Origin of the sequence: Nocardiopsis sp. LDBS0036 (assembly GCF_041228755.1) — a bacterium.
Lineage (GTDB): Bacteria > Actinomycetota > Actinomycetes > Streptosporangiales > Streptosporangiaceae > Nocardiopsis > Nocardiopsis dassonvillei.
Window position 1 is genome coordinate 314,995 of the sequence record NZ_CP141103.1, and the last position, 19,387, is coordinate 334,381.

Genomic DNA, 19,387 nt, shown 5'->3' on the forward strand with positions numbered 1-19,387 from the left:
CAGGGGTGTAACTCCAAAGGTCAAGGGTGGCCCTCCGGGGCCTTTCGGCCAGATGCGGCCCCGGGGGAGGGTGGACGCGCCCGTGGCCGAACCCGGACACGCAGGGGGCTTGCGGGGCGCCTGAGGCTCCCGCGCGTGCCCCCGGAGTGGCGTCCGCGCCGCGCCGCCGCGATGGTGTGAGCGGCCTCGCGCGTGCTCCCGGAGAAGGGCGGGTCCGCGCTCGTGCGGCACGGCCCGAGGGCTCGCGCGAATCCGGGAAAGGGCGGTCGTGGACGCGCGCGCACGAATACGGGGCGCGCCCACGATAGATGCCGCCACGTGAGGCGCCCCCACGAGAGGTGCCCCCACGAGGGGTGTCCTCATGAGAAAAGGCGCCCCCGTCCACGGCAGTGGACGGGGGCGCCGTGGGCGCTACCGGAGCGTTACCCGGTCACCAGGGACAGCCCCCAGCTGCTCAGCAGGGGAGTGACCTCCTGGTAGTAGGTCGTGCCGCCGGAGGTGCAGTTGCCCGAGCCGCCGGAGGTGACGCCCTGGGCCTGCGAACCGGCGATGAACGAGCCGCCGGAGTCACCGGGCTCGGCGCACACGTCCGTCCGGGTCAGGTCCTGGACCGTGCCCTGCGGGTAGCTCACCGTCTGGCCGCGGGCCTCGATGGTCCCGCAGTGCCAGCCGGTGGTGGAGCCGGAGCGGCACACCGCCGAGCCCTCCGGGGCCTGGCTGGAACCCGACACCGCCTGGGGGCTGCCGGAGTCGTACCGGCTGACCAGGTTGGTCACGTTCCAGTTGGAGGTGGCCGCGACGAAGGCGCCGTCGCTGCCCGGGAAGACGGACTCCTGGAAGGTTCCGGATCCGCTGCCGTCGGAGCTCTCGGCGCCGGTGCCGACGGTGCCGCAGTGGCCCGCCGTCACGAAGCCGCCCGCGCCGGAACCGTCGGTCACGGCGAACCCGACCGAGCAGCGTCCGCCGCCCATGTAGTACGCCTCGCCGCCGACGATGTCGGCGTACAGGCGCGGCGTCTCGCTGGTCTCCTCCACCCGGACGGCGGAGGGGTCCACGCCCGCGGCCTCGATGAGGCCGTCGGCGCTGGCGCCCTCGGCGACCTGGACCACGACGGTGTCGCTCTCCACATCCGGGTACCAGCCGACGACCCCTTCCCGGCCGCCGGTCTCGTCGAGCGCGTCGACCACCTCGGCCAGGCCCTCGGTGCCGTGTGAGACCACGGTGGCCTCGGCGCCGGTGGCCTCCACCGCCTCGACGGCCGAGGCGTCGGTCACCAGCACGGTGAGCTGGAGGGTCTCGGTGTCGAACAGGGAGCCGCCGTAGGACGCTCCCGCGGCCTCGGTGGCCTCGGCGTCGGTCTCGATCGCCTCTTCCTGCGCCGAGAGCAGCTCCTCGGCCCCGAGCGGGGTGAGGCCGAGGTCTCTCTGCAGCGCTTCCATCATCGTCTGGGCCTCGCTCGCTGGCTCGGCCGGTACGGTCGCCGCACTGGCGCCCGGCGTCACGGAGAACGCCAGACCGAACGCGAGTGCGCCGGTGCCGATAGCGGAGATAGCGGGGGAGGGTCGCATAGATCCCTACTCTCCTCGGGGAACTGACGGGGGTTCGGGGCCCGACGCCCGCCGGCGAGGACGTCGGACTCCGGTGGGGCCGTGCAGGGGGCCCGACCCCACGATGCGTCCACCGAGAGCCCTGTCTCCAGGACAATCGGTAAACGGACACACACCATAAGTGCACAACCTGGATAGCGGAAGAGCGGATGCGAGGGTCTGTCTTTCCAGGGATGATTGGGCCATCGGATGACCATATGAATTGCAATATGTGACGCATGGTGATGGTGTGTCTGACCTTGTGCTTCTCTGCCGTATCGCTTCCGCAACACGGAAACGCGGTGTTGGCAAGGGGTGTCTCGTGGCCGGATGCGGCCATCGGAACCGAGTGCCATTCGTGACCGCGCGGACACGTAGGAGTAACCCCGAAGGTCAGGGCGGTGACCCGCGGGTAACTCCCGTGCGCGTAGCGAACAGCCGTACCTGTGGCGGCCCTTCCCAGGCGGCGCGGCGTGGGATCCCGAGGGGACGGGCGGCGGGCGGGAGCGGGTTCTTCCGCGCCCTCCGTGTCCTCCGCGCGGACGGACCCGCTCCGCTCCGGGCCTGAGGAGGCGCGGGTCCGGCGGCCCCGCCGACGCCGTGCGGCGTCGTCCGTGACACGCCCGGGACGCGGCGCACACGCGTACGAGCACGTGCGCGCGCACATGGGACGATCCGAGGTAACTAGCGAGTATCGGGCCCCGGGAAGGGGGTTGAGGCGCCCGGTGTTGGGCCAAGATAAGGGCAAGAGCCCCGAACGGGGAGCCCGAACGGGAGGTAACAGGCTATGGCGACGAAGGACACGGGCGGCCAGAAGCACGCCTCGCGCCGCGACGAGGAGGTCGAGGAGACCGAGGCCTCGGCGGACGTTCAGGAGCGCAAGGACCAGTTGGACGAGGACGTCGACGACATCCTCGACGAGATCGACGACGTGCTGGAGAGCAACGCCGAGGACTTCGTCCGACAGTTCGTGCAGAAGGGCGGCCAGTAGCCGACCCGCGGCGGTTCGCTGACAGCGCACTCCAGCGCCGCCAGCCCCGCCGCGCACAGGACTAGGGTCAGTTCCAACGGTCGGCGCACAGCCACCGCAGACAACAAGGACAACAGGCGCCCCACCCGCCCCCATGACGGGGTGGGGCGCGCGTGGAGGGAGTCGCGTGTTCGAAGGGTTCGAGGGCGGACGGTTGCCCGCCGCTTTCATGAGTGCGGGAACCTCGTCCTTCACCGAGTTTCTCAGTTCGGTCCGCCCCGAGATGCTGCCCGGACACAAGCTGCCCCCGGGCGGCGGGACCGAGCACCTCACCCCCGACGCCACGACCATCGTCGCACTGACCTTCCCCGGCGGCGTGCTCCTGGCGGGCGACCGCAGGGCCACGCAGGGCAACATCATCGCCAACCGCGACATGGAGAAGGTCTTCCGCACCGACGAGTACTCCGCCGTGGCCATCGCGGGTTCGGCCGGATTCGGCATCGAACTGGCCCGCCTCTACCAGGTCGAGCTGGAGCACTACGAGAAGATGGAGGGCCGCTCGCTCTCCCTGGAGGGTAAGGCCAACAAGCTCGCGCAGATGGTGCGCGGCAACCTCGGCCTGGCCATGCAGGGCTTCGTCGTCGTCCCGCTGCTGGTCGGCTACGACGAGAACACCGGACAGGGCCGCGTGTTCAGCTACGACGCCACCGGCGGCCGCTACGAGGAGCAGCGCTACCACTCCATCGGCTCCGGATCGGTCTTCGCCAGGGGCGCGATCAAGAAGCTCTACCGCGATGACCTCGACCAGACCGGCGCCGCCAAGGTCGCCCTGGAGGCCCTCTACGACGCCGCCGACGACGACTCCGCCACCGGCGGCCCCGACCTGCACCGCAAGATCTTCCCCCTCGTCGACGTCGTCACCGAGGACGGCCACCGCCGTCTGCCCGCCGAGGACGTGGCCCGCCTGGCGACCGAGGTGGTCCAGGGACGCGCGGCCGACCCCGACGGCCCCACGGCCACGCTGGGCTGAACCGGCCCCGTCCCACACCAGACATCTCCCGACTAGGTAAGGAAACGATCCGCGGTGTCGATGCCGTTCTACGTCGCCCCCGAACAGCAGATGAAGGACAAGGCGGACTACGCGCGCAAGGGCATCGCGCGCGGCCGCAGCGCCGTCGTCCTGCAGTACGAGGGCGGGATCCTCCTGGTGGCGGACAACATGTCCCGCACCCTGCACAAGATCAGCGAGCTCTACGACCGGATCGGCTTCGCCGCCGTCGGCCGCTACCCCGAGTTCGAGAACCTGCGCCTGATGGGCGTGCGCTTCGCCGACGTGCGCGGATACCAGTACGACCGCCGCGACGTCAGCGGGCGCCAGCTCGCCAACATCTACGCCCAGACCCTGGGCACCGTGTTCAGCGAGAGCCTCAAGCCCTGGGAGGTGGAGATCGTCGTCGCCGAGGTCGGCGACACCGCGGCCGACGACGAGATCTACCGCATCACCTTCGACGGCTCCATCGTGGACGAGCAGGGCTTCGTGGCCGTGGGGGGCTCCTCCGAGCACGTGTCCGGCGTGCTCAAGGACCGCTTCGCCGCCGACGCCCCCCTCAGCGCCGCCCTCAACGCGGCCACCCACGCCCTGGCCAGGGAGAACGGCGAGGAGCGCGAACTGGAGGCCACCAACCTGGAGGTCGCGGTCCTGGAGCGGTCCAGGGAGCACCGCAAGTTCCGCCGCATCCACGGCCAGCGCCTGACCGACCTCATCGCGGAGGGCAGGACGGCCGGAGGCGGCACCGCAAGCACCGGAACCACCGGAAGCACCACCACGGGCGGGACCGACGAGTGACCTGGAAACGATGATTCACGGTGCGGCGCTCCCGAGGCGCCGCACCGGCCGGGCGGGTGTGGACGGCGCGGCCCCGTCGTCCACACCCCGGTGACGGGAAGTTGGTGAGGCCGCGTGGAACGACGGATCTTCGGGCTGGAGAACGAGTACGGGGTCACGTGCACCTTCCGTGGACAGCGCCGCCTGTCCCCGGACGAGGTCGCCCGCTACCTCTTCCGCAGGGTGGTCTCCTGGGGGCGCAGCAGCAACGTGTTCCTGCGCAACGGCGCCCGCCTGTACCTGGACGTGGGCAGCCACCCCGAGTACGCCACCCCCGAGTGCGACAGTCTCGTGGACCTGGTGGCCCACGACAAGGCCGGCGAGCGCATCCTGGAGGGGCTGCAGGTCGACGCCGAGCAGCGCCTGCACGAGGAGGGCATCGCCGGGGACATCTACCTGTTCAAGAACAACACCGACTCGGCGGGCAACTCCTACGGCTGCCACGAGAACTACCTCGTGGGACGGCACGGCGAGTTCGGACGCCTGGCCGACGTGCTCATCCCCTTCCTGGTCACCCGCCAGATCATCTGCGGCGCCGGAAAGGTGCTCCAGACCCCCCGCGGCGCCCTGTTCTGCGTCAGCCAGCGCGCCGAGCACATCTGGGAGGGCGTCTCCTCGGCCACCACCCGCTCGCGCCCCATCATCAACACCCGCGACGAGCCGCACGCGGACGCCGAGCGCTTCCGGCGCCTGCACGTCATCGTCGGCGACTCCAACATGAGCGAGACCACCACCCTGCTCAAGCTGGGCTCCACCGACCTGGTGCTGCGCATGATCGAGGCCGGGGTGGTCATGCGCGACTACACGCTGGAGAACCCGATCCGGGCCATCCGCGAGGTCAGCCACGACATGACCGGCCGCCGCAAGGTACGCCTGGCCAACGGGCGCGAGGCCAGCGCGCTGGAGATCCAGCGCGAGTACCTGGACAAGGTGCAGAGCTACGTCGACCGGCACGGCACCGACGCCACCGGCAAGCGCGTCCTGGAGCTGTGGCAGCGCACCCTGGAGGCGGTCGAGACCCAGAACCTGGAGACCGTCTCCCGCGAGATCGACTGGGTGGCCAAGTACCTGCTGCTGGAGCGCTACCGCGACAAGCACGACCTGTCCCTGTCCTCGCCGCGGGTGGCCCAGCTCGACCTGACCTACCACGACATCCACCGCGACCGGGGACTGTTCTACCTGCTCCAGGGCCGCGGCCAGATGGAACGGGTGGTCGGCGACCTCAAGATCTTCGAGGCCAAGTCGGTGCCGCCGCAGACCACGCGGGCCCGGCTGCGCGGCGAGTTCATCCGGCGCGCCCAGGAGCAGCGCCGCGACTTCACGGTGGACTGGGTGCACCTCAAGCTCAACGACCAGGCCCAGCGCACGGTGCTGTGCAAGGACCCCTTCAAGTCGGTGGACGAGCGGGTGGAGAAGCTCATCGCCGGTATGTAGGACTTCCGGTCCCCTGCTCCCGGAGCCCCGTCCGGCGGTCGAAGGCCGTCCGCGGCGGGGCTCCGGCGTTCGTGGCGTTCCAGGGGATGGTTACGGCCCCTCTTTTCGGTAGTGTGACTCTGTCCCAAGCCGGAAATCAGAGGTTGTGACCCATGCACCGACGTGCTGCCGCCCTCGCGGTGCCGCTGACCGCGATCGCCCTGGCGGTCTCAAGCTGCGGAAACATCCCCGAAGAGTGGCGTACTCCCGCCTTCATGCGTATGGGGGAGGACCAGCTCGACCCGCGGCTTCCCGAAGTCACCGGCGAGGTCGGTGAGGAACCGGAGGTCGCCTTCCCCGACGAGGAGCCCCCCACCGAGCAGATCGCGGGCGTCGTCGACGAGGGCCCGGGCGAGAACGAGCTGGTGCGCGCCGACGACCTCCTGATCGCCAACGTCGTCCAGTTCCAGTGGACCGGCCCCGGCGAGGGCGCGCCCGTCGAGGGGCAGTCCAGCTACGAGACCGGCGCCCCGGACCTGATCCGCATGGAGCAGATGCCCGCGGAGATCAGCGACGTGCTGGTCAGCCAGCCGGTCGGCAGCCGGGCCGTGTACGTCTTCCCGCCCCTGACCGAGCAGGAGCGCCAGCAGGCCGAGATGTCGGGACAGCCCGTCCAGGAGGGCGCGAGCGTCCTGGTCATCGACCTGATGGACCGCTTCAACAAGGGTTCGGTCGTGGAGGGCCAGCAGGTCACCGACGGCGGCGACGGCCTGCCCACGGTGACCCAGGAGGGCCACAGCGAGCCCACCATCGAGGTCCCCGACACCGATCCCCCCGAGAACCTGGAGGTCGTCCCGCTCATCGAGGGCGACGGCGCCGAGGTCGAGGAGGGCCAGCAGGTCATCGTCCAGTACAGCGGTGTGCGCTGGGAGGCCGACGACAACGGCGAACACCCGGTGTTCGACTCCACCTGGAGCCGCGGCGGCGACCCCTTCGACACCACGATCGGCGCGGGCGCGGTCATCGAGGGCTGGGACGAGGGCATCGTCGGCCAGCCGGTCGGCAGCCGCCTGATGCTGGTCGTGCCCGGCGACATGGCCTACGGCGAGACCGAGGAGGAGTCCGGGGGAGCCCCCGCCGGGACGCTGGTCTTCGTCATCGACATCCTGGGCGCCTACGACAACCCCCCGGCCCCCGAGCCCGCAGAGGGCGAGGGCGCCGGCGGCGAGGAGGCCGCACCGGAGGAGTCCCCCGCGTCCGAGGAGGGCGGGGAGTAGCCCTCCCGGCGCGGTCCCGTGCACGCCCGGGGCCGGGGAGCGGTCCCCGGCGCAGCCGGGCGCGCACACCCGGAGAGCCGACACCGGACGCCCCCGCGGGGAGGGAACCCGCGGGGGCGTCCGCGTGTCCGGCCCGGTCCCGCCTGGGCGGACACGCCCAGGTACCGCGTTCCACTGCCCTTCCCCGGCCGGTGCGTAGAGTCGAATCCATCGGTGGACGGGCGAGGGGGGAGCTCATGTCAGACCGTCGGCGCTACTGCTACGCCTCCGGGCTGGGCCTCGGTGTTCCGGCGCTGGAGGAGCTGTGCGCCCGAGGCTTCCCGCCCGGTCTGGTGGTGTCCCACCCCGCCGAGTTGGCCCACTGCTCCGGCTACCACGACTACGGGGCCCTCGCCGACCGGCTCGGTCTGCCGCACCTGCGCGCCGCCCTCGACTCGGGCGAGGTGCGCGAGGCCCTCACCTTCCACGGCATCGACCTGATGGTCGTCGCGGGCTGGTCGGGAACCGTCCCGGAGGAGGTCCTGTCCTCCCTGGCTCTGGGCGGGGTCGGGCTGCACCCGGCGCCGCTGCCCGTCGGCCGGGGCCGGGCGCCCATCCCGTGGACGATCCTGCGCGACATGCGCTCCAGCGCCGTGACCCTCTTCCACATCGAAGGGGAGGAGCACAGCGGCGACATCGTCGACCAGGCCTGGTTCGACGTGGCCCCGGACGCCACCGCCGCCGGTCTGTACGAACGCGTGGGGCTCCTCCAAGCGGAACTGCTCGTGCGCCACATGGAGGGCCTGCTGGAGGGCACCGCGCCCCGGCGGCCGCAGAGCGGCCACGCGTCGGTGTGGCCGCGCCGGCGCCCCAGCGACGGCCACCTCGACCTCACCGCCTCCGGAAGCGACGTGGACCGGATGGTGCGCGCGCTGGCCGAGCCCTACCCGGGGGCGTTCGCGATGTTCGGCAGCGCCCGGATCACGCTGTGCTCGGGACGCCTGGTGGGCGGGGTCGCCGGCGGGGCGCCCGGGCAGGTGGTCGCGACCGGCCGGGGGCGGGAGTGGGGGATCACCTGCGGGGACGGGGCCGTGTTCGTGCCCGAGGTGCTGCGGGTGGACGAGGGGGTGCGCGCCCGGCCGACCTCGTTGGCGATGTTCCGGCCCGGGACCTTCTTCGAGGCCCCCTCCCAGCACATGCTGGAGGGCACCCGGCGGGCGCCCCTGCCCGGACAGGCGCCGAGCGGACCGAACAGGGTCGTGCCCGCCGCCCGGACCGCGCCGGAGGCACGGGCCGCGGAGCCCGGGGTCCCGGGGGCGGGGGAGGGCGGCGCGCGGTCGCGGGCTCCGGCCCCGGAGGAGGGGGCTTCCGGGGCGAACGTGTCGGGGGCACCGGACGCGTCGGGGACTTCGGGTGCGGCCGGGGAGGCCGGGGCGGAGGTTCCGGAGGCCCGGGGGTCCGAGCAGCGGGTTTCTGAGGGGCGCGTCCCGGAGGCGCAGGCGCCGCAGGCAGGGGTTCCCGACACGCGGGGGCCGGAGCCCCAGACCCCGGAGGCGCAGGCGGGGGACGGTACGGACCTCGCGCCCGGGATCATGGCGGGCGACCCCGGTCCGGCCGACCAGCGCTGAGGAGCGGGGCGGCCGGGAACCCGTGACTTGGGGTGGGGCCCGCCGTGCCTCGGAGCCCGCGGTTCTGGGTGGGACGCGCCGGAGCCCGGAGCCCATAACCCGGGGCGGGACGTGCCGGAACCAGGAGCCCGGAGTTCGGAGTGGGAGGCGCGGTGCCCGTGACCCGGAGCCTGGAACCCGCGGTTTGGGGCGGGGCGCGCCGGGACCAGGCGCCTGAGGCGGGAGGCCCGGAAGCCGGAGTTCGGGGCGGGACGCACTGCAACCCGTAACCCGTAACCCGCAACCCGGGGCGGGAGGCGCAGAAGCCGGGGGTGCGGACCCCGGCGCTTTGGCGGGGCGCGGCGAGGGCCCGGAGCCCGGCGCGTTGGGCCGGGCCGGGCCGGGTCTGTCGAAGGCCGGGCAGCACGGGGCGGGCGGGGCGCGAGCGCCCCCTTTAACCAGGGTAGAAGCCCGGACCCAGCTCGAACCAGACCGTTCCGGAGCCTGTGGACAACCCGCCCGCGCCGCCCCTGACCCGCGCCTACAGCAGCGCGGCCGCGTGGCGGCCCGCCGCCGCGGCGCTCAGGAAGGCCGCGCGGTCCTCCTCCAGGCCACGGCCCATCGTCGACACCTTCACCGGAAGCGTCCGCACCGCCTCCTCCAGCCCGTCCACACCCACCTCCACCAGGGTGTGCCGCTCGCCCAGAGCCCCGGCCTGGACGCGCACGCGCTCGCCGAACACCCCCGGCAGCAGCGGCACCACCACCTCCGCCCGCGCCAGCGCCACCCGCCCGTAGGCGGTCAGGCTGTGGTGCGACACCCCCCGGTGCCGCTCGCGCGCGTCGGCCTCGCTCACCCGCAGCGACGCCACCGGACGCCCGCCCAGCACCGCCGCCGCGTTCACCGCCTCACCGCACGAGACTCCCGAGAACCCCCACGGCGTCCCGGTGCCCAGGTTGCCCGGACCCTGGCACACCACCGCCACGTCCGCACCCAGCACGTGCCGGGCAGCCAGCAGCCCCGAATGCACGGTCACCGCCTCCAGGTCACCGCCGAAGGACTGCCCCGTGGTCACGCACCCCGCCAGCAGACCCTCCTCGCGCAGCGCGCCCACCAGCCGCGAGAACGCCGCGGGCAGCGCGCCCCCGTCCAGCATCACGTGGACGATCCGCGCCCCCGGCCGGTGCGCGCGCACCCCCGCCACCACGGCGGGCAGCGCCGAGTGCAGGTCGGCCACCACCACCGGCATGCCCTCCACGCCCTCGGCCGAGCGCAGCACCTCGTGGTGGGGCGAGCCCTGCTCGTCGGCGCCCAGCACGGTGGCCTGCAACGGCGTGTAACGGGCCTTGACCAGGTGGCCGGGCCCGCGGGGGTCAGGGGGCAGCCGGTCGGGCACGGCCACCACCAGCGCGTACCCGCCCGTCCCCAGCCCCAGGTCCAGGGCGCCGGTGTTGAGCAGCACGGTGTCGCCCGCCTCGGGCGCGCCCACCAGGTCGGTGTAGGCCAGCGCGCGGCACGTCACCTCTCCGCCCGCTCCCGCGGCCCCGCGGCCTCTGCGGTCCGCTTCGGCCACGGGCTCCAGCGCCACCGCGCACAGCACGACCCCCGGCCAGGAGGGGAGGATCTGACGGACTTCACCACGGCGCCACCGGATCATGCAAGGCACGGTACCGTCGTTGCTGAACCGGTGCCCGGGCGACGCGCCAGCGTCAGCCGCCGCCGGTCCATCCACCACGGGCGAGAAGGGTGCGGACGATGTCGCGCAGGAAGACGGAACGACAGCTGAACCTGGTCATCTGTCTGTTGTCCACGCGCCGCCACCTGACCGCTCAGGAGATCAGGAAGACGGTGCACGGCTACGCCGAGGCCGAGACCGAGTCCGCCTTCAAGCGCATGTTCGAGCGCGACAAGCGCGAACTGCGCGACAGCGGCATCCCCATCCAGGTGGGCACCGGCGACGCCATCAGCGGCGAGGAGGGCTACCGCATCTCCCGCTCCGACTACGAGCTGCCCGAGATCGAACTCCTGCCCGACGAGGCCCTCGTCCTGGGCCTGGCCGCCCGCGCCTGGCGGCACGCCTCCCTCGGCGAGGCCGCCGCCAACGCCCTGTTCAAGCTGCGCTCCGCCGGGGTCCCCGTCGACAGCGAGGCCGCCCCCGGACTCACGCCCGCCATGCGCACCGACGAGCCCTCCTTCGGCCCGGTCTGGCAGGCCGTGCGCGACCGGCGCCCCGTCTCCTTCGCCTACCGCAAGCCCGGCCAGACCGAGGCCGAGACCCGCGAGGTCGAACCCTGGGGCATCGTCAACCTGCGCGGACACTGGTACGTGGTCGGTCACGACCGCCTGCGCGACGCCCGCCGCGTCTTCCGTCTGGGCCGCATCCGCGGTGAGGTGACCATCCTGCGCGGCGGCCCCGACGTCGTCGTCCCCGAGGGTGTGGACCTGCGCTCGGTGGTCGCGGGCCACAGCGCCGAGTCCGAGCGCACCGCCGTCCTGCGGGTGCGCACCGACTCCGCGCACGCCCTGCGCCGCAGCGCCCTGCGCGTGGTGCCCGGCGAGCGCGACAGCTCCGGCGTCGGCTGGGACACGCTCACCCTGCCCTACACCGACACCCCCGACCTGGTGCGGCGCGTGGCCTACTTCGGCTCCAACGCGGTCGTCGTCGAACCCGTGGGCGCCCGTGAGGCCATGGCCGCCCACCTGACGGCCACCGCCGAGACGGCCCCCGCCGCCGAGGCCGCGGACGGTCCCGGCACGGTGGAGGAGACCGAGGCCCCCGTCCGCGGTCCCCGCTCCGCCGACCAGCTGCGCCGCCTGCTGATGCTCGTCCCCTACGCCCTGGGTCGCGACGTGCGCGTGCCCGAGGTGGCCCGCCACTTCGGGCTCAGCGAGAAGCAGGTGGTCGCCGACCTCAGCCTGCTGTGGATGTGCGGCCTGCCCGGCTACACCCCCGGCGACCTCATCGACGTCGACCTCGACGCGGCCAGGGAGACCGGCGAGATCATCATCGCCAACGCCGACACCCTCGCCCAGCCGCTGCGCCTGACCGCCGACGAGGCGGCCAGCCTGGTCGTGGGCCTGTCCCTGCTGGAGGCGCTGCCCGAGACCGAGGGCCTGGAGACCGGCGCCCTCAAGCGGGTGGGCGAGAAGCTGCGCGCCGCCGCGGGGGCCGCCGTGGGCTCGCTGGCCGACTCGGTCCAGGTGCGCGTGGAGGGCGACGAGCAGGTCGCCCAGACCCAGCGCCGCTGCGCCGACGCGCTGGAGGCGGGCCAGCGCCTGCACCTGCGCTACCTGTCGGGCTACCTGGACCAGGTCACCGAGCGCGACGTGGACCCCATGGGGCTGGTGGTCCAGGACGGCTACCCCTTCCTGGAGGGCTACTGCCACCTGCGCCGGGACGTGCGCCTGTTCCGCCTGGACCGGGTCCTGGAACTGACGGTGCTGCCCTTCGCCGCCGAGGTGCCCGCGGGGGTGGGCCGCCGCGACCTGTCCGGGGGCGTCCTCCAGCGCTCGGAGCGCGACGCCCTGGTCGTCCTGGACCTGGAGCCCGCGGCCCGCTGGGTGACCGAGGACTACGTGTGCGAGTCGGTGACCGAACTGCCCGGGGGAGGGGTCCGCGCCACTCTGCGCACTCCCGCTCCGGCCTGGGTGGTGCGGCTGGCGCTGCGTCTGGGGCAGCAGGGGCGCGTGGTGTCTCCTGTGGCGCTCGCCGAGGAGGCCCGGGCCGAGGCCCGCCGTGCGCTGGAGCACTACCGGACGTCCCAAACCTCCGCGAAATTGGTCGAGACCACTTCGTCGTCCGAGTGAGGCCCAGACGTTCACCCCGGGGCAAGGGACAGGTCGGTCCGGAAAGGATAAGGTTGCAGCGTGATAGTCCTCGCTGTCCTGTTCGGTGTGGTCGCGGCCGGACTCGTCGCCATCGGAGCCCTGGCGCTGCGCGCACGCCGCGCGGCGGGGGTGCTGTCCCTGGCGGTGGCACGGGCGTCGGACGAGTACCGGGCGAGCAACGCTGACCTGCGTGAGCGCGTCGGCCGCGGCGGCGCGGGGCCGTGATGGCCCCGCGTCCGAATGCGCGTACCATCGAAGGCGCTTGGTCGCGCCCCACAGAGAGGTAGAACCATGGGACCGTTCAACGGACCTACCATCGCCATCCTCATCGTCCTGGCGATCCTGCTCTTCGGAGCCAAGAAGCTCCCGGACCTGGCCCGCTCCCTGGGGCGCAGCGCGCGCATCCTCAAGGCCGAGAGCAAGGGCCTGGTCGACGACGACAACAACGAGTCCGAGGACAACGCGGACACCCGCGCCCAGACCCACCAGCAGCAGGCCCCCCAGCAGAACGCGCCGGGCCAGCCCCAGCAGGGTTACCAGCAGCAGGGCTACCCGCAGCCGCAGCAGCCCCAGCAGCAGGGCTACCCGCAGCTGCCCCCCGGCCAGCGCATCGTCGACGAGTCCGGTGAGACCACGCACCGCACCTACGGCAACTAGCTTCCCGGAGGCCGTGGAGCGACGCGCGCGCGGGCTCCGCCCCGCCCCGGAGTCCAGGGCCCCGACGCCGAGCGGCACGGGGCCGGAGCAGACGACGAGAGAGTGACCGCACGATGAGGGCACGAAGCCGGGCCACCAACCCCGAGGCCCGGATGCCGCTCATGGACCACCTGCGCGAGCTGCGCAACCGCCTGGTGAAGGCGATGATCGCCCTCGCCCTGGGCACGGTGGTCGGCGTCCTGACCGACGACTGGGTGTGGGACTTCCTGGTGGAGCCCTACTGCTCCCTGCCGGTGTCCCAGGTGAACGGTCCCGACGACTGCTCGCTCATCGTCACCGGGCCCTTCGACGCCTTCTTCGTCTCCATGAAGATCTGGCTCTTCGTGGGCGCGCTCGTCTCCGCGCCGTTCTGGCTGTACCAGCTGTGGGCCTTCGTCGCCCCGGCCCTGCACGGTCGCGAGAAGCGCTACGCCTACGTCTTCGCTCCCCTGGCCGCGGTCCTGTTCGCGGTGGGCGCGACCCTGGCGTACTTCATCACCTCGTACGCGCTGACGATGCTCTTCGGGTTCCTGCCCGAGGACGCCGATCCCTTCCTCACCATCAGCGAGTACCTCAACTACATGCTCATCATGATGGGCATGTTCGGCCTGGGCTTCGTGCTGCCGCTTCTGGTGGCGCTGCTCAACATCATCGGGATCCTGCCGCACGCGGCCATCGCCAAGTGGCGCCGCGTCATCATCTTCGCGGTGTTCGTGATCGCGGCCGTCATCACCCCGGCCGAGCCGATCTCCATGCTCGCGCTGGCCGTTCCGCTCGTCGTCCTCTTCGAGGTGGCCGAGCTGTTCGCCTTCCTCAACGACCGGCGCAGGAAGCGCGACGACCCCTACGCCGGCCTGGACGACGACCAGATCTCCGAACTCGACGAGACGCCCTCCGAGCTGGACGAGACCCCCTCGCCGCTCGACGGTCCCGACGTGGGCGAGGAGAGCGGAAGGCGCTCCTGAGCCCCTCCGGCACACGCTAGGGTCGGGCGGTGGGACAGGCCGCGGCGCTGTCCCGTCGGCCCGGGCACCCCGGCCGACGCCGGTTGCTGGGAAGAGGAAGTGCGATGAGCGAGCGGACCGGGACCGGGCGGGAGCTCCCGCCCGAGGCCATGGGCAACGAGAAGTGGCACGACACCACCGACGCGGTCTGGATGCGGTCCTCCCTGTCCAAGGAGGAGTCCGAGGCCGTGGTCGAGGTCGCCACCTTCGACGACGGCTTCCGCGCGGTGCGCGACGGCAAGTCCCCCGAGAAGGGCACCCTGTTCTTCACCCCCGCCGAGTGGGAGGCCTTCGTCCTGGGCGCCCGTGACGGCGAGTTCGACATCCCCGAGGAGTACCTCACCGAGGAGGAGCGCCGCATCCAGCGCGGCGAGGTCGACACCGAGGTGGCCTGGGTCCCCTCGCCGCTGAACACGCCCAAGGCGATGGAGGAGTACCACCGCCGCCAGCGCGAGGAGGCCGGGCAGGGCGACGCGGGGGCCTCCGGGTAGGAACGGCCCGCCAGCGCTCCGGGCGCCGCCGTGCTGGCGGCGCCCGGAGCACGCGGAGTGGGACGGGTGCCCGGCCGGAGCAAGACCCGGAGCCGGAGCCTGACCCGGCCTCGGAGCGGTTCTCCGCCCGGCGGCCTGCGCTCCGCAGGTCCGCCCCTCCTCCGGTCCCCCTCCGGTTGCTACTCCTCCTCTTCCACCTCCTCGGGCTCCTCCTCGCCCTCGAACGCGTCGCCGATCTCGTCCACGACCTCGGCCGCCACGTAACCCGCCGCGAGGCCGCCCGCGACACCGAGAGCGACCCCGCCGACGGCGCCGAGCACGCCGCCGCCCCCCTGCTCCCCGTACTCCCCCTCGTGCCCGGAGAACCCGCGGCGCCGGTACAGCGCCTGCCCGATCCACTCGTCCACCGCCCGCGCCCAGTCGGTGTGGTCGGCCTCGGAGTGCTCGGCCCGGAACCAGCTGGGGGCGCCTCCCTCCGAGAACCCCTCGGCGTGGCGGTCGAAGACGAAGCCCACCCCGACGCCCGCCGGGTCGGCGGCGAAGAGGACCTCCACCTCACCCACCTCGTGCGCGTGGTGCTCGGCGGGGTGGAACACCAGGGTCTGGAGGAACGCGGACTCCTCGTGGGGCCCGGGCGCCGGCCAGCCCTCCACCCGCACTCCGGCGAACACGGCCCCCAGCCGCAGCATCGCCTCCAGCACGCGGTCCTGGATCGGCAGCGGGTGGACGTGGACGCGGTCGAGGTCGCCCTTGTCCGCGTCCCCGTCGACGATCACCTCGGTGCGCAGCCCCGCCAGGACGCCGGGCAGCGGCGAGCCCCCGGCCTCGGTGAGGGGCGCCTGCCAGGGGACGGGGTGGCTGAAGGGGATCGACAGGTGCTCCCCGGCGTCCAGGCTCACGCCCGCCGCCACGGGGACGCGGGTGCACTCCGCGCCGCCGGTGGCCTCCCCCTCCTCGTCCTCGGTCCGGGCGACCAGCACGAGGACGATCTCGGCGATCTCGGTGCGGCTCCCGCCGCCCGTGAGCTCGACGCTGCCCTCCAACAGGTCCCCGGGGCGGGTGTGGGGGTGCGGCAGGACGGTGTCGACGGTGGGTCCGTCGTCACCGAAGGCGGCGAGCAGGCGTTTGAAGACCATGGTTTCCTTCCGGGAGGCGTCGTGTGCGCCCCGGCGCGCGGATGGCCGGTGCGCTGGTGTCGCCCGCCCAACGCGGACGCGGTGCGCGCCGGTTCCGCGAGGACCGGGCCCGGATTCCGGGGGAGGGCTTTGGGGGCGTCCGCAAACGCGCCCGTGCGCAGTGTGGCCGGGAGTGTGCGAACGGTGCCCGGCGATGGCGCCGGTGAGACCGGCGGGTCCCGCAGGTCCACGGTGGGCCACGCCGTGGCCGGGCTGTGGCAGATCCGTGGCAGGACTGAGCGGCTGTGGCCCGGCCGATGTCGTTTGGGGCGGGCCGCAACACGGCTGCCCTGCCGCAGCGTTGCCCCGCCGCACCCCACCCCGCCCCCGCTTCGCTGCCGTAGCCCTTGGCCGGAAGCGGCCAGGGGGTGCGCTGACGGTGGGGCGGGCCTAACCTTGTCCCCATCCTGTGGCCGACCCGACCCGACCCGACCCGACCCGACGCGCACGGTCACGGCATTCGGCGAGCCGTGCCCGGACGGTCCTCCCGACCCCGAAGGTGCGTGATGGTGCGATTCCTTATCGCGGTCCTCCTGCTCGCGGCGGTGACGGCGTGCGCGGGTGCCGACGGAGGTGCTGACGACGGCGCCGCTCCTTCCTCTTCCCCGTCGCCCTCGGCTGTGGAGGCGGTGACGCCGTCCCCGTCTCCTTCCTCTTTCCCTTCCCCCTCGCCCTTCGCGTCCGCCGCGGCCGGTTCCGAGGCGGACGCCACGGCCGACGTCTGCGGCAGAGCCGTCGAAGCGGCCCAGGCCCGGGAGGACGGCGCCGTCCAGATCGCGGAGAGCGGGGAGCGGCTCGCCCTGATGGCGGTGGCGGCGGCGCCCGCGATCGACGAGGAGGTGCTCCAGATCTACAACGACAACTCCGACCAGCCGCAGGAGGCGGTATCGCTGATCGCGGACTGGTGCGAGGAGAACGGCTACTAGGTCATTGTGGGGAGCGCCCCGGAGCGATCGCGGGCATGAGGCAGGCGGTCAACGCTTACTGTGCGCGTGTGGTTGCTCGCTCCGGCGGTGGCGCCAGCTGCCGCGTAGTGGTGCGGGAGGGTGATCAACGGTTGGTGTTCGCGCGTGGTGGGGCTTTGCTGCGTTGGCAGCGAGGGCGGCGGGTGTCTGGGGCTCCACTCAACGACCTGGTTGCGGGTGGTGGCGGTAGTGGCGGCGCCTGCTGCCGCGTAGTGGTGCGGGAGGGTGATCAACGGTTGGTGTTCGGGGGTGGTGGGGCTTTGCTGCGTTGGCGCCAAAGGCAGCGGGGCTGTCGGGCCTCGGGCAGCGGTACCGGCCCCCGGGGTGGGGGCGGGCGACGGTGGCAGCGACCACGGTGGGCGCGAGGCCCGGGCCGCCCGTCGGGCGCGGGCATGCCGGGGTTCGGCGTGCCCGGAGGTCATTCCCGGGGTGGTGGATCCGGCTCCCCGCCGGGTGGGTGGTCTCCTCCCCGTCCCCGCCGCCGTCCTTGGTGGTGTGTGCGCAGTTCGCGTTGGTACTTGGCCCGGTTGTGCGGCCCGCACAGCGGTTGGAGATTGGCGACCACCGTGCGTCCGCCTCGGGAGAACGACTGCACGTGGTCGGCTTGACAGAGGGCGACTGGCACTTCGCATCCGCCCGGGTGCGCGCAGGTGGCGTGTCCGTGGAAGGCGGCGGTGCGTTGGCGGGTTGAGGCCAGGCGGCGGCTGTGGCCCACGTCCAGCACCTGTCCGGTGGGCGGTGCGGTGAGCATCCGCACCACCTCAGAATCGGCGGCCAGTTCGTGCACCAGCCCGACCGGAATCACTCGACCGTGCTTGTCCAACGCGGGCCTTTCCTGACCCTGAGCGTCCAGGTAGGTCTGCACGGGCACCACGATGCGGATCTGCGCCAACGGAGCCGGAGCGTTGTCACATCCGGTGTGGGTGGTGGCGAAACGCAGCGCCGCGATGAGCGCGTCGTGCTCACGCTGGGACCGGGACCGGGTGTCGTCCTCGCTGGGTGGGGTGGTGAAGGTGTCGATGGCCGCGCGCACGACCAACGCATCCCCAGACCCACCCCAGGCCTGGAGTTGGTAGCTGCCCTGGAACGTGTCATGGACCGTCAGTCCACGGGCGGCATGGGCGGCTTCGTGGTCGCGGTCCAGGCGGTGGGGGTCCAAACGGTAGGCGACCTGGCGGGCCACCGACTGGAGCTGGTTGACCGACAACGCAGGCCGCTCCGCCTTGGCCGCCACCAGAGCCGCTTCGAACCCCTCCCGGTACTCCCCCTCATCGGGAAAGTGGTCCTCATCGCGGGTCTGGACGGCCTTGTCAGTGGCCTTGGCGATCGCCACCGCCTCACCCAACACCACCCTGCCCTCAGCTACTGCTTGGGCAGTGGCGGGCAACGTCTCCTCCTGCACGTGCTGGGCCAAACGAGCCAAATCCTTGGCCTGGGCAGTGGGGACCTTGCAGCGATGGGTGATCCACTTGTCCAACGTGCTGTAGCCGCTGTAACGGGCGACCTCACCACGTGCGTACAGGCGCGCCATCTGTGCCAACGCCTGATAGCGGATCTGGTCCAGCTGCGCCCACAGCGCCGCGATCTCCTCAGCGGCGGCCTCGTCGGCCCCGGGTGGCACCTCGGCGTTCAACGCCTGGTGGATGATCTCGCGCGCACCGGCCAGCGCGGCCACGGCCGGGGAACATTCCCCGGGGGCCGCCTCGGGCGCTGCGGTCGTCATCTCCATGCTTCTTATTATAGGCCAGCGTCCGCCATTTCTCCACTATTCACAGCATCAATGGCTGACTTTCTTTCCGGAGACTGCTTTTGCTTCTTCTGCCACAATTAGACCGGACTCAAAAGGCGTCCGAAAATGTGGCCCAGAATGTCACCTTAGCCTTGGCGCGATCGTCGCCCGCGCTGACCACGGGGGCCGGGGTCGTTGCCCGAGGCTGGAGGGCCTGCTTGCCGTTGGTGCCGACGCAGCAGAGCCCGGCCATCCGTACACCCTGGGCGTTGGTCGCCCTCCGGTGGCCGCTCACGCCTTTGGTGCCGCTGTTCGTCCGATGCCCAACCCTTCACCGGCCCCGACCGCTCTCCGCCGTCCGTACCCTTTCGCGGCAGCTGGCGCGCTTTCGTTGCCGCCAGAAACCCCCGACAGGAATGGCGTAGGGAGGGGCCCTGAAGACGGCCCCTCCCTGCCCTCCAATTCATTACCCCCGTGAGCACAGGGCGCTTAAGGGCACACCAAAACCTCCGTGGGTGGGATCCCCCCTATTTCCAGGAAACCATCACCACCCCACCCGCGACCACCCCCAACCCCCACATGTGGAAAAACCAGCCGCCTCTAGAAAACCCGGGCACCACCGACCCACCCCGACCCAACCCACCCCGGCCCACCCCACCCCGACCTCCTCCCGATCCGATCCACTCCGGTCCCTCCCGCCGCACCCCACCCCGCCCCTCCCGGCCTCCCCATCCCGGCGCTCACCACCCCGGGACGCCGAGGCGTAGGGACTCCGTTAGCGT

The 19,387-nt window shown here is 72.4% G+C and carries 15 protein-coding genes and 1 pseudogene; 12 read left to right on the forward strand and 4 right to left on the reverse strand.

Annotated elements, in window-relative coordinates; all coding sequences use genetic code 11:
- Nucleotides 1-422 precede the first annotated feature (422 nt).
- Nucleotides 423-1,568 (reverse strand): S1 family peptidase, encoded by a 1,146-nt coding sequence (locus UIS43_RS01165; RefSeq protein WP_013152530.1) that lies wholly within the window; start codon nucleotides 1,566-1,568, stop codon nucleotides 423-425.
- An 805-nt stretch (nucleotides 1,569-2,373) separates the two neighbouring features.
- Between UIS43_RS01165 and UIS43_RS01170 the strand changes: the two genes are divergently transcribed.
- From UIS43_RS01170 to UIS43_RS01195, 6 genes and pseudogenes are all read left to right on the forward strand, one after another.
- A complete protein-coding gene (locus tag UIS43_RS01170) occupies nucleotides 2,374-2,577 on the forward strand; it encodes a ubiquitin-like protein Pup (RefSeq protein ID WP_013152531.1) in 204 nt (67 codons plus the stop codon).
- A 166-nt stretch (nucleotides 2,578-2,743) separates the two neighbouring features.
- Complete coding sequence (prcB, locus tag UIS43_RS01175; protein ID WP_013152532.1) at nucleotides 2,744-3,586, forward strand: proteasome subunit beta; 843 nt, start codon at nucleotides 2,744-2,746, stop codon at nucleotides 3,584-3,586.
- 54 nt (nucleotides 3,587-3,640) lie between these two features.
- A complete protein-coding gene (gene prcA, locus UIS43_RS01180; protein ID WP_041552524.1) occupies nucleotides 3,641-4,402 on the forward strand; it encodes a proteasome subunit alpha in 762 nt (253 codons plus the stop codon).
- A 114-nt stretch (nucleotides 4,403-4,516) separates the two neighbouring features.
- A complete protein-coding gene (pafA, locus tag UIS43_RS01185; RefSeq protein WP_071621844.1) occupies nucleotides 4,517-5,875 on the forward strand; it encodes a Pup--protein ligase in 1,359 nt (452 codons plus the stop codon).
- 152 nt (nucleotides 5,876-6,027) lie between these two features.
- Entirely contained in the window at nucleotides 6,028-7,131 is a 1,104-nt protein-coding gene (locus tag UIS43_RS01190; RefSeq protein WP_370012201.1) for an FKBP-type peptidyl-prolyl cis-trans isomerase, read from the forward strand.
- A gap of 236 nt (nucleotides 7,132-7,367) precedes the next feature.
- Nucleotides 7,368-8,357 (forward strand): annotated as a pseudogene (locus tag UIS43_RS01195) (methionyl-tRNA formyltransferase); the annotation flags it as partial.
- 901 nt (nucleotides 8,358-9,258) lie between these two features.
- On the opposite strand, the gene UIS43_RS01200 reads toward UIS43_RS01195, so the two are convergent.
- Nucleotides 9,259-10,374, reverse strand: coding sequence for a DUF3866 family protein (locus UIS43_RS01200; protein ID WP_013152537.1), 1,116 nt, complete (start codon nucleotides 10,372-10,374; stop codon nucleotides 9,259-9,261).
- A gap of 98 nt (nucleotides 10,375-10,472) precedes the next feature.
- On the opposite strand from UIS43_RS01200, the gene UIS43_RS01205 reads away from it, so the two are divergent.
- From UIS43_RS01205 to UIS43_RS01225, 5 genes are all read left to right on the forward strand, one after another.
- Entirely contained in the window at nucleotides 10,473-12,524 is a 2,052-nt protein-coding gene (locus tag UIS43_RS01205; protein WP_013152538.1) for a YafY family protein, read from the forward strand.
- A 60-nt stretch (nucleotides 12,525-12,584) separates the two neighbouring features.
- Nucleotides 12,585-12,770 (forward strand): hypothetical protein, encoded by a 186-nt coding sequence (locus UIS43_RS01210; RefSeq protein ID WP_013152539.1) that lies wholly within the window; start codon nucleotides 12,585-12,587, stop codon nucleotides 12,768-12,770.
- A 66-nt stretch (nucleotides 12,771-12,836) separates the two neighbouring features.
- On the forward strand, nucleotides 12,837-13,202 hold the full coding sequence (tatA, locus tag UIS43_RS01215) for a Sec-independent protein translocase subunit TatA (protein WP_013152540.1): 366 nt from the start codon (nucleotides 12,837-12,839) through the stop codon (nucleotides 13,200-13,202).
- A gap of 152 nt (nucleotides 13,203-13,354) precedes the next feature.
- Nucleotides 13,355-14,206, forward strand: coding sequence for a twin-arginine translocase subunit TatC (tatC, locus tag UIS43_RS01220; RefSeq protein ID WP_041552527.1), 852 nt, complete (start codon nucleotides 13,355-13,357; stop codon nucleotides 14,204-14,206).
- Nucleotides 14,207-14,310: 104 nt separating this feature from the next.
- A complete protein-coding gene (locus UIS43_RS01225) occupies nucleotides 14,311-14,736 on the forward strand; it encodes a DUF397 domain-containing protein (RefSeq protein WP_071621847.1) in 426 nt (141 codons plus the stop codon).
- A 179-nt stretch (nucleotides 14,737-14,915) separates the two neighbouring features.
- On the opposite strand, the gene UIS43_RS01230 is transcribed toward UIS43_RS01225, so the two are convergent.
- Nucleotides 14,916-15,872 carry a sporulation protein gene (locus UIS43_RS01230; protein WP_013152543.1) on the reverse strand — a complete coding sequence of 319 codons (957 nt, stop codon included), beginning with the start codon at nucleotides 15,870-15,872 and terminating at the stop codon, nucleotides 14,916-14,918.
- A 545-nt stretch (nucleotides 15,873-16,417) separates the two neighbouring features.
- Here UIS43_RS01230 and UIS43_RS01235 point away from each other — a divergent pair.
- Nucleotides 16,418-16,837: a hypothetical protein gene (locus UIS43_RS01235; RefSeq protein WP_013152544.1), complete on the forward strand. Its 420-nt coding sequence runs from the start codon at nucleotides 16,418-16,420 to the stop codon at nucleotides 16,835-16,837.
- Between the two features lie 457 nt (nucleotides 16,838-17,294).
- Here UIS43_RS01235 and UIS43_RS01240 read toward each other — a convergent pair whose 3' ends face one another.
- Nucleotides 17,295-18,605 (reverse strand): DUF222 domain-containing protein, encoded by a 1,311-nt coding sequence (locus UIS43_RS01240; RefSeq protein WP_370012202.1) that lies wholly within the window; start codon nucleotides 18,603-18,605, stop codon nucleotides 17,295-17,297.
- Between the last annotated feature and the right edge of the window lie 782 nt (nucleotides 18,606-19,387).

What these genes read in the sequence shown, in the direction of transcription:
- tatC (WP_041552527.1), top strand. Translation starts at nt 13,355, where the DNA reads ATGCCGCTCATGGACCACCTGCGCGAGCTGCGCAACCGCCTGGTGAAG.
- UIS43_RS01200 (WP_013152537.1), bottom strand. Translation starts at nt 10,374, where the DNA reads ATGATCCGGTGGCGCCGTGGTGAAGTCCGTCAGATCCTCCCCTCCTGG.
- UIS43_RS01235 (WP_013152544.1), top strand. Translation starts at nt 16,418, where the DNA reads ATGGTGCGATTCCTTATCGCGGTCCTCCTGCTCGCGGCGGTGACGGCG.
- UIS43_RS01190 (WP_370012201.1), top strand. Translation starts at nt 6,028, where the DNA reads ATGCACCGACGTGCTGCCGCCCTCGCGGTGCCGCTGACCGCGATCGCC.
- UIS43_RS01165 (WP_013152530.1), bottom strand. Translation starts at nt 1,568, where the DNA reads ATGCGACCCTCCCCCGCTATCTCCGCTATCGGCACCGGCGCACTCGCG.
- UIS43_RS01205 (WP_013152538.1), top strand. Translation starts at nt 10,473, where the DNA reads ATGTCGCGCAGGAAGACGGAACGACAGCTGAACCTGGTCATCTGTCTG.
- UIS43_RS01225 (WP_071621847.1), top strand. Translation starts at nt 14,311, where the DNA reads ATGAGCGAGCGGACCGGGACCGGGCGGGAGCTCCCGCCCGAGGCCATG.
- UIS43_RS01240 (WP_370012202.1), bottom strand. Translation starts at nt 18,605, where the DNA reads ATGGAGATGACGACCGCAGCGCCCGAGGCGGCCCCCGGGGAATGTTCC.
- UIS43_RS01170 (WP_013152531.1), top strand. Translation starts at nt 2,374, where the DNA reads ATGGCGACGAAGGACACGGGCGGCCAGAAGCACGCCTCGCGCCGCGAC.
- UIS43_RS01230 (WP_013152543.1), bottom strand. Translation starts at nt 15,872, where the DNA reads ATGGTCTTCAAACGCCTGCTCGCCGCCTTCGGTGACGACGGACCCACC.
- tatA (WP_013152540.1), top strand. Translation starts at nt 12,837, where the DNA reads ATGGGACCGTTCAACGGACCTACCATCGCCATCCTCATCGTCCTGGCG.